9 protein-coding genes are annotated in these 12653 nt (G+C 71.7%); 6 read left to right on the plus strand and 3 right to left on the minus strand.

The genetic code is table 11. The features are described from left to right. Positions 1 to 82 precede the first annotated feature (82 nt). A complete protein-coding gene (locus ACIQD6_RS01195; RefSeq protein WP_401876834.1) occupies positions 83 to 1015 on the minus strand; it encodes an esterase/lipase family protein in 933 nt (310 codons plus the stop codon). Between the two features lie 525 nt (positions 1016 to 1540). On the opposite strand from ACIQD6_RS01195, the gene ACIQD6_RS01200 reads away from it, so the two are divergent. Further along, positions 1541 to 2023, plus strand: a complete 483-nt coding sequence (locus ACIQD6_RS01200; RefSeq protein ID WP_401876835.1) for a cobalamin B12-binding domain-containing protein — start codon at positions 1541 to 1543, stop codon at positions 2021 to 2023. Positions 2024 to 2086: 63 nt separating this feature from the next. Here the strand turns inward: ACIQD6_RS01200 and ACIQD6_RS01205 are convergent, their stop codons facing one another. Continuing rightward, complete coding sequence (locus ACIQD6_RS01205; RefSeq protein WP_401876837.1) at positions 2087 to 3865, minus strand: DUF5691 domain-containing protein; 1779 nt, start codon at positions 3863 to 3865, stop codon at positions 2087 to 2089. 99 nt (positions 3866 to 3964) lie between these two features. After that, on the minus strand, positions 3965 to 5317 hold the full coding sequence (locus ACIQD6_RS01210) for an SWIM zinc finger family protein (RefSeq protein WP_401876838.1): 1353 nt from the start codon (positions 5315 to 5317) through the stop codon (positions 3965 to 3967). A gap of 130 nt (positions 5318 to 5447) precedes the next feature. Here ACIQD6_RS01210 and ACIQD6_RS01215 point away from each other — a divergent pair, with 130 nt between their 5' ends. The 5 genes from ACIQD6_RS01215 to sucC all read left to right on the plus strand — a co-directional run bounded on the left by ACIQD6_RS01215 (position 5448) and on the right by sucC (position 12633). Then, on the plus strand, positions 5448 to 5873 hold the full coding sequence (locus ACIQD6_RS01215; protein ID WP_401876840.1) for an MmpS family transport accessory protein: 426 nt from the start codon (positions 5448 to 5450) through the stop codon (positions 5871 to 5873). A gap of 174 nt (positions 5874 to 6047) precedes the next feature. Then, entirely contained in the window at positions 6048 to 7193 is a 1146-nt protein-coding gene (locus ACIQD6_RS01220) for an AAA family ATPase (RefSeq protein ID WP_401876842.1), read from the plus strand. 83 nt (positions 7194 to 7276) lie between these two features. After that, on the plus strand, positions 7277 to 9805 hold the full coding sequence (locus tag ACIQD6_RS01225; RefSeq protein ID WP_401878024.1) for a DUF5682 family protein: 2529 nt from the start codon (positions 7277 to 7279) through the stop codon (positions 9803 to 9805). Next, positions 9802 to 11022, plus strand: a complete 1221-nt coding sequence (locus tag ACIQD6_RS01230; RefSeq protein WP_401876843.1) for a VWA domain-containing protein — start codon at positions 9802 to 9804, stop codon at positions 11020 to 11022. The genes ACIQD6_RS01225 and ACIQD6_RS01230 overlap by 4 nt, the downstream gene beginning before the upstream one ends. Positions 11023 to 11457: 435 nt before the next feature. Then, positions 11458 to 12633 carry an ADP-forming succinate--CoA ligase subunit beta gene (gene sucC, locus ACIQD6_RS01235; protein WP_401876845.1) on the plus strand — a complete coding sequence of 392 codons (1176 nt, stop codon included), beginning with the start codon at positions 11458 to 11460 and terminating at the stop codon, positions 12631 to 12633. Positions 12634 to 12653 lie beyond the last annotated feature (20 nt).

A 12653-nucleotide genomic window follows, 5' to 3' on the forward strand; every position in this document is an offset into this window, starting at 1 on the left:
CAGCTTTGGCCGTATGTTCGAAAAGCGTTCGATAGGAGGGCGCGGTTTCCCGCGGACCTGTGCGAACGCGTGCGGGAGTTTTTCAGGCGACGGATGCTGGTCCGTCGCTGCGCGATCCCTCTTCGGGTCCGGTATGGGGCTCGCCGTCAGGTCCGGCTCCGGAGTCGACACCGGACTCGTCGCCGCACGAATGATCGAACTGGCAATCGGATTGGTAATCGGACTCAAGGTCGGATTCCGGGCCGGACGCAAGTTCGGACTCGAGAGCGTGTCGAATTCCGGCCGCGACCGCCGGGTGGACCGGCAGGGCGAGGTGGCCGACGCCGCTCACGCGCACGTTCCGGGTGAGGAGGTCCGGGTGCTCGATACGGGCCGTTTCGGCGGGCACCATCAGCTGGTCGAGATCGCTCCAGAAGCTCACGAATCGCGTGCGGCAGCCGGGCGCGGGCAGCCGAAGCTCCTCGATCAAGGGCGATCCCGGCCGCATCTGCCGTACGACGGGATGGGCGTTCGCCAGCGGCAGGACGGCTGTGCCCTCATGCGGTGTGCCCAGGGTGACCAGCGTACGTATCCGGTTGTCACCGCCCAGGCGCTGTGCGTAATAGCGGGCGATCAGGCCGCCGAGACTGTGCCCGACGACATCGACCTGGCGGTGGCCGGTACGGGCGCAGATCTCCTCGATCTGCCGGGCGAGCAGCTCGGCGGCCGTACGGATGTCGAACGTCAGCGGGGAGTAGTTCAGGGACACCAGATGGGGCCAGCCGTGCCGCGCCAGGGAGCGGCGCAGCAGGACGAAGACGGAGCGGTTGTCGACGAAGCCGTGGAGCAGGACGACCGGGGGGTGCGAGCGGCCCTCGGTGGGGAGCCGCGGGGTCTCGGGAGGCAGCGGGGCCGCACGCCGCTCCTGGGCGATCCCGGCCGGATAGAGAAGGAGGTGGCCGGTGAGGACCGCCAGGTCGAGCGCGGTGGCGCGCAGCAGGGTGACGGGACGCCCCGCTCGGCGCACCCGGCTCATCTGGCGCACAAGCGCCGGAAAAACCGGCGAGAGGGGCGACAGGAGAGGGGAAAGGGGTGACAGGAGAGGTGCGAGAAGCGAGGGCAGAGGGGGAGGCGGCGCGAGAGAGGAGAGCAGTGAGAGCGGAAAGAGCGGCGGAATCTTCATGGCCGACCTCCGAACGGCACCCGGGAGGCGGCTCTGACCCCCGTGTGCCCTCATGGGGCGCCGCTCGCGGGGGCCTGACCGCGGCCCTCGTGCCGGAGCCGTCACGCGAGCCGAACCGTCGCGCCGCGCTGTCGGCGGCACGGCGGAACAGCCGCTCGCGGGGCGGCTCTCTGCGGCTCCCCTTGCGGCCCTTCCTGCCCGGCCGGATGTGCCGGCTCGTAGCGGGAACTCCGCAAAGCGAACATGTCCCACGTGTGATTTCCCCCTCGCTGACCACCGCGAAACGGCGGGTTGCGGGATGCTGTGGATAACGTTCGTTCACCTCTCCGGGCCTTGGCGGGCGCGGGGGATCCGTGCCAATGGCGGCGCAGTCGGTATGTGGAGGCAGTGATGGGTGTGGCTTGGCATCCGGAGAACCAATCGAAAGGCCACGACGGGGTGAGCGGAGCGGACACGGCCGGCCCGATCCGGGTGGTGGTGGCCAAGCCGGGACTCGACGGCCACGACCGGGGGGCCAAAGTGATCGCGCGGGCGCTGCGCGACGCGGGGATGGAGGTCATCTACACGGGGCTTCATCAGACCCCCGAGCAGATCGTGGACACGGCGATCCAGGAGGACGCCGACGCGATCGGCCTGTCCATCCTCTCCGGCGCCCACAACACCCTCTTCGCCAAGGTGATAGAGCTTCTGAAGGAGCGGGACGCGGAGGACATCAAGGTCTTCGGCGGCGGCATCATCCCGGAGGCGGACATCGCGCCGCTGAAGGAACTGGGCGTCGCGGAGATCTTCACCCCGGGCGCGACGACGACCTCGATCGTCACCTGGGTCAACGCCAATGTGCGGCAGCCCGCGGGCACCTGACGGCGGCGGAAGCGGATCCGGACAGAATCAGGGGCGCGGAACAGGGGCGCCGCTCACGGGTACCTACGGTGCCAGTTCCGTCAGCATCGACTCGCGCAGGCGCAGCGTCGAGACCAGCCGCTGGAACGCCTCCGACCAGTAGCCGCCCGCGCCGGGGGACGCGTCCTCCGGTTCGTCGGGGGTTGCCGTGAGGAGTTCCAGACGGCTTGCCTCCGCCGGGTCGAGGCAGCGTTCGGCGAGGCCCATGACTCCGCTGAAGCTCCAGGGGTAGCTGCCCGCGTCCCGGGCTATGTCCAGTGCGTCCACGACCGCCCGGCCCAGCGGTTCGGCCCAGGGGACCGCGCAGACGCCCAGCAGCTGGAACGCCTCCGACAGGCCGTGGGCGGCGATGAACGCGGCCACCCAGGAAGCCCGTTCGGCGGACGGCAGCGTGTCGAGGAGCTTCGCTCGTTCGGCGAGGGACGGGGTGCCGGGGGCCGCGGCAGGGGATGCCGTGGGCGGTCCCAGCAGCGCGGCGGACCACCGGGCGTCCCGCTGCCGGACCGCTGCCCGGCACCACGCGGCGTGCAGCTCGTCCCCCCAGCCGTCCAGCACGGGCAGTGCGACGATCTCCTCGGGCGTACGGCCGCCGAGCCCGGCCCGCCAGGCGGACAGCGGGGCGGCCTCTACCAACTGGCCGAGCCACCAGGACCGTTCGCCCCGGCCGGAGGGTGCGGCCGGGATCACACCGTCACGCTGCATGTCCGCGTCGCATTCGTGCGGCGCCTCGACCGCGATGACCTGTCCGGCGCCCGTCCGGTCCATGCTCACGCAGGTCCCCGCCCGAGCCGCCATCCTTTCCGCGAACGCCGAGAGCGGCAGCGCGGAGAGCAGTTCGGCGGCGGTGGAGCGGACATTGCGACTCCGGTCCGACAGGGCGCGCTCCAGGAACGGCTCGTCCGTCCCGGACAGACCGGTCCGCAGGGAGTCGAGGAACATCAGCCGGTCCTCGGCGCGCTCGGTGGACCAGGTCGAGTCCAGCAGCGTCAGGGCGTGTTGCGACGCTCCCGCCTGGGCCAGCGCCTGCCCGTGCGCCTCCGCTCCCGCCTGCGTGTCCTGGACTCGCAGGGCCGAGAGGAGCGCGATCCGCTCGGCGAACAGGCCCTCCTCCCAGAGCAGCCGGACGGCCTCGGTGTCCTGGGTGTCGGGCAGCACGGAGCCGCCGGACGCGCCGCGCAGCGCGAACTTCCACTCCGGGTTGAGCCGGGCGAGCCACAGCCCGCGCGGTCCGGCGAACGTCAGGGCCTGCGGACGCAGATCGGTGCGCGCGCGGGCCGCGTCGAGCAGAGCCGGAAGTACGGAGGCGGGCGCGCGGTAACCGCGCTCATTGGCGGCGGCGAGCCACTGGGGGAGCAGTTCGGTGAGGTCCGGCGCCGCGCCCCGTCGGCCTCCGCCTCCGCCGCCGCTCGCCGATCGGTCGGCGAGCAACTGGGCGAGCCGCCTGACGGCCGGCTCCGGCAATGGCCGGCGGTCGTCGCCGGGTGCCGGATCGGGGCGCGCGGCGGCGCGCGCGGGGAGCAGGCCCGCCCGGCGCCGTACGGTGTGGAGCGCCGCGGCGTCCAACAGGGCGGCGGACGCTTCCTTTCCGGGGGACATGATCTCCGCGGGTGGCTTGCGGCGGTCCGTGCCGAGGAGCGCCGAGGTGACAAGCCCTTCCCAGGATGTCGAGGCGCTGTTCCTGCCGGTTGCGCTGTTGCTACCGGTTGCGTGATTCGTGCCGGTGGTGCCGGCAGTATGCGTGCCGGTGGTGCCGACAGTGCCGGTGGCACTGCTGGTACCGGTCGGGTTGGTCGTGCTGGTCATCGAGTCCTCCGTACATACATCTCGGGTCATCCGAAGGCGCGCGGGCGAAGACGGCGGGCGGTGGCGCACGAGCGATGGTGTGACGGCGCCGCCGTGCGGTCAGGTGAGCGGAACGATCCCCGGTATGTCCTCGGCCCAGGCCGCGAGCGGATGGAAGCCCCGGTGGCCGCACTCGCCGAAGACCGTGACCGGGGCGCCGCCCGACAGCGCGGCCAGCTTCCACAGGCCGGGGCGCGAGAGAGCGGCGGATGCGACCGGGAGCGCGGATTCGCCGTCGGCGTCGGCCAGTTGCCAGCCGCCACCCGGCTCGGGCACGGGTATGACGTCGCTCAGCGTCACCGGCCAGGCGTCCAGCCAGGGGTCGGACCGCAGCGCGGTGCCGTAGGCCTCGATGGCCGCGGTCGTCGACCCGCCCGGCGGCGGCCCCAGGATCGGGCTCGGGGCGCCGAATTGCTCGGTCCAGTCGGCCCGCAGCTGTCCTCCACCCGTGTGCGGGGTGACGTCGGCCTCGACCATCAGCCCCACCGGCAGCGCCAGTTGCGGGGCCCGGCCGGCCGGGCCGAAGGAGAGCACCAGCACCGAACGCCCCGAATCCCGTCCGTACAGCCGGATCCGGCGGGTGGTCAGATGGCCGTCGGAGGAGTCGTACTGCGCCAGGACCAGCCAGTGGTCCCGGACCGGCGGGCCGTCGGCGGGGGACGGGAGGCCGACCCGGGTGCGGACCGTCGTCGCCAGCGGCTCCGGCAGCCGGTCGAGCCCCAGCCACCCCGCGTTCAGCAGATGCAGCAGTGCGGACTCCTCCAGCAGCCGCACCGGCCAGCCCGGCCCCGACCCGGGAATCGCGCCCAACTCCCGCACCCGTCCTGCCAGTCCCGGCGCCTGCGCGTCGACCATCCGGGCCGCGGTCTCCTCCCACAGTCCGTATCCCGACTGCTCCGCCGACGCCAGCCCACCGCGCAGCAGATCTGTCAGCCGCTGCTCCAGCTCCGTCGCACCCGCCGTGATGCGCCCGGCCCGCCGGTCCGCCCGCCGCTTCGCGGCCTCCGGATCGGCCTGCTTCCCCGCCCCGCTCCTGTCGGTGCCCGCCTCTGTCTTCTCCTCGCTCCGCTTCCGGCGTCCTTCGAGCCATTCCCCGGCCCAGCCGGGCGCTTCCCCCTCGACCACGCTCTGCTCGTCCGCCGCCCAGAGCAACAGCAGTCCCAGCGCGTGCTTGCACGGAAACTTCCGACTGGGGCAACTGCACTTGTAGGCAGGGCCCGTGACGTCCACGATGGTCTGATAGGGCTTGCTGCCGCTGCCCTTGCACAGGCCCCACACGACCCCGGAGCCGCTGCCGCCCGCGTCCGACCACGGCCCGGCCGTGCTCAGCCTGTTGCCCGCCTTGCGTGACGCATCGTCAGGAGCCAGAGCAAGCACCTGTTCCGTCGTCCAGCGCACCCCCGCTTGATTCATGGATACGACGGTAGGGCCCGCCACTGACAATCGCCCTGACCTGCGATTTAGAGGAGATCCCGACGCGGACCCTTTACCTCGCCTTTGCTAATGTGCGAGCTTCCTGAGCCAAGATCCGGGGGGATCACCGATGAACCGCACCGTTCGCGCCGCCGTCACCACTCTTGCCGTGACCGGCCTCGCGCTGGGACTGGGGGCCTGTTCCGAGGCCCAGAAGGACGCAGCGGCTGACCAGGTCGACAAGGTTGTCGACGAGACGTACGAGGTCACCTACGAGGTCACCGGCAAGAACGTCGACACGATCGAGTTCAACGGCGGGGAGGGGACGGCCATGGAGCCGAAGCTCGAGACGGTCGAGAAGCCCACGCTGCCGTGGAAGAAGACGGTCACGCTCCGCGGCATCATGCCGTCCGCCGTCATGCCGATCGCGCTGGACCCGGCGGGCACCGAGCTCACCTGCAAGATCATCCACAAGGGTGAGGTGATCAAGGAGGAGACGGCCGAGGGCGTGGCCTCGGCGGGCGGCTGCGTCGCCGCCTCCCCGATCACCGAATAACTCCTGTCGCGGGCCCGCCAGTTATCCGCACGGGCCCGCGCAACTCCCGCCGACGGCCCGGCAACTTCCCTCACGGGCCTGGTATCTGGGCCTTGACCTGCGGCAACGGTCAATTGTCAGTGGCGTGGTGCACGGTAGAACCCACATCGGGTCGATCGATCTGGAGGGGGATCCATGACCGTGCCCACCACCGCCTCAGCCGCCGCTTCACCATCCGCGACGGCCGCCGAAGCCACCGGCGGCGAGGCCCTGCGCCCGCATGCCGAGGACGCGTTCGCCGGGGAGCTGAGGGCCCTGGCCGCCGCCGACGACCGGCAGCGGCCCGCCCGGTGGCGGCTGTCGCCCTGGGCCGTGGCCACCTACCTGCTCGGCGGCACGCTGCCGAACGGGACGGTGATCACACCGAAGTACGTGGGACCGCGGCGGATCGTCGAGGTCGCGGTCACCACGCTCGCCACCGACCGGGCGCTGCTGCTGCTCGGTGTACCGGGCACCGCCAAGACCTGGGTCTCCGAGCATCTCGCGGCGGCCGTCAGCGGTGACTCGACCCTGCTGGTGCAGGGCACCGCCGGCACACCGGAAGAGGCGATCCGCTACGGCTGGAACTACGCGCAGCTGCTCGCCCACGGCCCCAGCCGCGACGCGCTGGTGCCCAGCCCCGTGATGCGGGCCATGTCGGAGGGGATGACCGCGCGGGTCGAGGAGCTCACCCGTATCCCCGCCGATGTACAGGACTCGCTCATCACGATCCTGTCCGAGAAGACCCTGCCGGTTCCGGAGCTGGGACAGGAGGTGCAGGCCGTCCGGGGGTTCAATCTGATCGCCACGGCCAACGACCGCGACCGGGGGGTCAACGACCTCTCCAGCGCGCTGCGCCGGCGTTTCAACACCGTCGTTCTGCCGCTGCCGGCCACACCGCAGGCCGAGGTCGACATCGTGTCCCGGCGCGTCGACCAGATCGGGCGCTCGCTGGATCTGCCGCCCGGACCGGAGGGGATCGACGAGATCCGCCGGGTCGTCACGGTCTTCCGTGAACTGCGCGACGGCGTCACGGAAGACGGGCGTACGAAGCTCAAGTCCCCCTCGGGGACGCTGTCCACGGCCGAGGCGATCTCCGTCGTCACCAACGGCCTCGCGCTCGCCGCGCACTTCGGCGACGGCGTACTGCGGCCGGGCGATGTGGCGGCCGGCATCCTCGGCGCGGTCGTCCGCGATCCGGCGGCGGACCGGGTGATCTGGCAGGAGTACGTCGAGACAGTGGTCCGCGAGCGGGACGGCTGGAAGGACTTCTACCGTGCCTGCCGCGAGGTGAGCGCGTGACCACGACGCGAGCTCCGGGCGCGGAGGCGGGGACCGCGTCCGGAGCGCCACCGCCCGGCCGGGCACCCGCTCGGCGTGGTCCGTTGCTGCTCGGAGTCCGCCACCACGGGCCGGGCTCCGCGCGGGCGGTGCGGGGGGCTCTCGACGCGGCAGCGCCACGGGTGGTGCTGATCGAAGGACCGCCCGAGGCCGACGCGTTGCTGGCACTCGCAGCCGACGAGGCGATGCGGCCGCCCGTCGCGCTCCTCGCGCACGCGGTGGACGATCCGGGCCGGGCGGCGTTCTGGCCGCTGGCCGAGTTCTCGCCGGAGTGGGTCGCGCTCCGCTGGGCGCTCGCGCACGACGTACCGGCGCGGTTCATCGATCTGCCCGCGACGCACTCGCTCGCAGAGCCCCCGGAAGCCCGGGAAGCCGCGACCGACACCGCGGAAGGGGAAGACGGCACCAAGGAGGCCCAGGAGGAGAAGGGGCCCCAGGAGGAGAAGCGGTCCCAGGAGGAGACCGAGGAAGGGACCGGCGAGGAGCCCCGGGACGGGGCCGACGGCGAGCCGGACGCCGACGGGCTGCGGATCGACCCGCTCGCCGTGCTCGCCGAGGCCGCCGGGTACGACGATCCGGAGCGCTGGTGGGAGGACGTGGTCGAGCATCAGGGCCCCGGTCGCGCGGGCGACCCCTTCGCACCGTTCGACGCGGTCGCCGAGGCGATGGGCGCGCTGCGCGAGGAGTACGGCGACGGCGGGCAGCAGCGGGATCTGGTCCGCGAGGCCCATATGCGGCTCCAGTTGCGCGCCGCGCGCAAGGAGTTCGGGGACGACGCGGTCGCCGTCGTCTGCGGCGCCTGGCATGTGCCCGCGCTCGGGGTGAAGACCACCATGGCCGCCGACCGCGCGCTGCTGAAGGGGCTGCCCAAGGTCAAGACCGAGATGACCTGGGTTCCCTGGACCCACCGCAGGCTCGCCCGGCACAGCGGCTACGGCGCGGGAATCGACTCGCCCGGCTGGTACGCGCATCTTTTCGGCGCGCCAGACCGCCCCGTGGAGCGCTGGCTCACCAGGGTCGCCGGCCTGCTGAGGGAGGAGGACAGCTTCGTATCCTCCGCGCATGTGATCGAGGCGGTACGGCTCGCCGAGACCCTCGCCGTGATGCGCGGCCGTCCACTGGCCGGTCTCACCGAGACGACCGACGCGATCGTCGCCGTGATGTGCGAGGGATCCGATGTGCCGCTCGGGCTCATCACGGACCGGCTCATCGTGGGCGATGTGCTCGGCGAGGTCCCCGACGCGGCGCCCGCCGTGCCGCTCCAGCGCGACCTCACCCGCCTCCAGCGCTCGCTGCGCCTCAAGCCGGAGGCGCTGGAGCGCGAGGTGGAACTCGACCTCCGTAAGGAGACGGACACCGCGCGCAGCAGCCTCCTGCACCGGCTGCGGCTGCTCGGCATCGGCTGGGGCGAGCCGGTCGCCGGGCGGGGGAGCACCGGCACCTTCCGGGAGACCTGGCGGCTGGGCTGGGAGCCCGAGTTGTACGTACGGGTCGCGGAGGCGGGCGTATGGGGCACCACCGTGCTCGCCGCCGCCACCGCCAAGGCCGAGTCGCAGGCCATGTCCGCGTCCGCGCTCGTCGAGGTCACGGCCCTGGCCGAGCGCTGTCTGCTGGCCGCGCTGCCCGACGCCCTGCCCGGGGTGATGCGGGCCCTCGCCGACCGTGCCGCGCTCGACGCGGACGTCGGCCACCTCGCCCAGGCGCTGCCCGCGCTGGCCCGTTCGCTGCGGTACGGAGACGTACGGTCCACCGACACCGGGGCACTCGGCGAGGTGGCGGCCGGGCTCGCCGAGCGGATCTGCGTCGGCCTGCCGCCCGCGTGCGCCGGGCTCGACGCGGACGGCGCCGCCGAGATGCGGACACACCTCGACAACGTCCACACCGCGATCGGCCTTCTCCCGGACGGCGACGGCCGGGATCTGGGCGGGCGCTGGGCAAGTGTCCTGCACAAGCTCGCGGACCGGGACACGGTGGCCGGAGTGATCCGGGGGCGGGCCGCCCGGCTGCTGCTGGACGACGGGCGGCTCGCGGAGGACGAGGCGGCCCGGTTCATGGGGCTCGCCCTGTCGCCCGGCACCCCGCCGACCGACGCGGCGGCCTGGATCGAGGGCTTCGTCGGCGGAGCGTCCGGGAGGGGGTCCTCCCAGGCGTCGGGCTCCGGGGGAGGCATGCTCCTCGTCCACGACGAACGCCTCCTGGGGCTGGTGGACAGCTGGCTGACCGGAGTGTCCGCCGACTCCTTCACCGATGTGCTCCCGCTGCTGCGCCGTACCTTCTCCGCGTACGAACCGGGCGTACGCCGCACACTCGGCGAACTCGTCCGGCGCGGGCCGGCCACGGGCGGTCCGGTGGGGACCGAGGCCGCGGCACCCGGCTTCGGCGCCGGTCTCGACGCGGCACGGGCGGACGCCGTACTGCCGGTGCTCCAGCTGCTCCTCGGCATCGACGCGGACGCTCCGGCAGACGACGGGGCTCCGGCAGACAACGGGGCTCCGGCCGACGACGGGGCTCCGGCCGACGCGGCCCCATCGGCCGGCCCGGACAACAACGATCTTGTGGGGGTGGGGACATGACCGCAGCGGGGACGGACAGCACGCGGGCCGGCGCGGACGGGACGGCGTCGGACGCCGACGAGCGGCTGCGCCGCTGGCGGATGGTGCTCGGCGGGGAGAGCGCCGACGGGACGGGACGCGCGCTCTCCGGCAAGGACGCGGCGATGGACGGCGCGCTGTCCGCCCTGTACGGCGACGGCAGGAGCGGCCGCGGTGGTGCCAACCGTTCCGCGGGGCTGGGCGCCTCCGCGCCGTCCGTCGCCCGCTGGCTCGGTGACATCCGTACGTACTTCCCCACCTCCGTCGTCCAGGTCATGCAGCGCGACGCGATCGACCGGCTCGGGCTCTCCACGCTGCTGCTGGAGCCGGAGATGCTGGAGGCCGTCGAGGCCGACGTCCACCTCGTCGGCACGTTGCTCTCGCTCAACAAGGTGATGCCCGAGACGACCAAGGAGACGGCGCGCGCCGTTGTACGGAAGGTTGTCCAGGACATCGAGAAGCGGCTCGCCGGCCGGACCCGGGCCACCCTGACCGGGGCGCTCGACCGGTCCGCACGGATCAACCGGCCGCGCCACCGGGACATCGACTGGGACCGCACGATCCGGGCCAACCTCAAGAACTACCTCCCGGAGCACGGCACCGTCGTCCCCGAGCGGCTCATCGGGTACGGCAGGGCCTCCCAGTCCGTCAAGAAGGAGGTCGTCCTCTGCATCGACCAGTCCGGCTCGATGGCCGCGTCCGTCGTCTACGCGTCCGTGTTCGGCGCGGTCCTGGCGTCCATGCGCGCCATCGCCACCCGGCTCGTCGTCTTCGACACCGCGGTCGTCGACCTGACCGACCAGCTGGACGATCCCGTCGACGTCCTCTTCGGCACTCAGCTCGGCGGGGGCACCGACATCAACCGCGCGCTCGCCTACTGCCAGTCGCAGATCACCCGGCCCGCCGACACCGTGGTCGTACTGATCAGCGATCTCTACGAGGGCGGGATACGTGACGAGATGCTCAAGCGGGTCGCGGCGATGAAGGCTTCGGGCACACAGTTCGTGGCGCTGCTCGCGCTGTCCGACGAGGGGACGCCCGCGTACGACCGTGAGCACGCGGCGGCGCTCGCCGCGCTGGGCGCTCCGGCGTTCGCCTGCACGCCGGATCTCTTTCCCGAGGTGATGGCGGCGGCGATCGAGAAGCGGCCGATCCCGGTGCCGGACGGCGACGTACCGCGCACAGCGGCTCATCGGTGACTTCGAGGTGACATCGAGTGGTATCGGGCAACACCGGGTGGCAAGGGTGATGAAGATTCGCGGTGGCGCTGAAGAGGCGCAAGAGTGGTGATGAGCCGCAAAGAGCGCCAAAGAAGGCTGAAGAGGGCTGAGGGCCGGCGGAAAGAGTGTGTTTCTGTCGCCTTCGACGAGGGTAGGCGCCCGCCCGGTCGGGCGTCCGTGTGGTCCGTGACGGGTTTTACCGCTCTGTGACAGGTATCACCGCTCATGTGTGATCTGCGATTTAGGGACCCACGTCCCACGGGGATAACCTGCGAGACGGACATGCCGCGTACCGGACAGCGGGTACGCGTTCCTCAGTGACAGCGCAGTCACGTTGCCCTCGCGGCACGCCCACGCAGACAACGAACCCGCGATCACCAGGCTGCGGTTAAAAGACACAAGGGACGGACACGCGTGGACCTGTTCGAGTACCAGGCGAGGGACCTCTTCGCCAAGCACGGCGTACCGGTGCTGGCCGGTGAAGTCATCGAAACGCCCGAGGCTGCCCGCGAGGTGACCGAGCGTCTCGGCGGCAAGGCCGTCGTCAAGGCGCAGGTCAAGGTCGGCGGACGCGGCAAGGCGGGCGGCGTCAAGCTGGCCGCCGACCCGACGGAAGCCGTCGAGAAGGCCGGTCAGATTCTGGGCATGGACATCAAGGGCCACACGGTCCACAAGGTGATGCTGGCCCAGACCGCGGACATCGCGGAGGAGTACTACGTCTCCTTCCTGCTGGACCGCACCAACCGCACCTTCCTCGCCATGGCCTCCGTCGAGGGCGGCGTGGAGATCGAGGTCGTCGCGGAGGAGAACCCCGACGCGCTGGCCAAGATCCCGGTCGACGCCTACGAGGGCTGCACGCCCGAGAAGGCCGCCGAGATCGTCGCCGCGGCGAAGTTCCCGGCCGAGATCGCCGACCAGGTCGCCGATGTCCTCCAGAAGCTGTGGACCGTCTTCATCAAGGAGGACGCCCTCCTTGTCGAGGTCAACCCGCTGATCAAGTCCGGCGACGGCAAGATCATCGCGCTCGACGGCAAGGTCTCGCTCGACGAGAACGCCGACTTCCGCCAGCCCGAGCACGAGGCTCTCGAGGACAAGGCCGCGGCCAACCCCCTCGAGGCCGCGGCCAAGGCCAAGAACCTCAACTACGTCAAGCTCGACGGCGAGGTCGGCATCATCGGCAACGGCGCGGGGCTGGTCATGTCGACCCTCGACGTCGTCGCGTACGCCGGTGAGGCCCACGGCGGCGTGAAGCCCGCCAACTTCCTCGACATCGGTGGCGGCGCCTCCGCCGAGGTCATGGCGAACGGCCTGGAGATCATCCTCGGCGACCCGGACGTCAAGTCCGTGTTCGTCAACGTCTTCGGTGGCATCACCGCGTGCGACGAGGTCGCCAACGGCATCGTTCAGGCCCTTGAGCTGCTCAAGACCAAGGGCGAGGACGTCTCGAAGCCGCTGGTCGTGCGCCTCGACGGCAACAACGCGGAGCTGGGTCGCAAGATCCTGTCCGACGCCAACCACCCGCTCGTGCAGCGCGTGGACACCATGGACGGTGCGGCCGACAAGGCCGCCGAGCTCGCGGCTGCGAAGTAAGGGACGAGGGACTCCAACAC

Origin of the sequence: Streptomyces sp. NPDC088400 (assembly GCF_044753355.1) — a bacterium.
Lineage (GTDB): Bacteria > Actinomycetota > Actinomycetes > Streptomycetales > Streptomycetaceae > Streptomyces.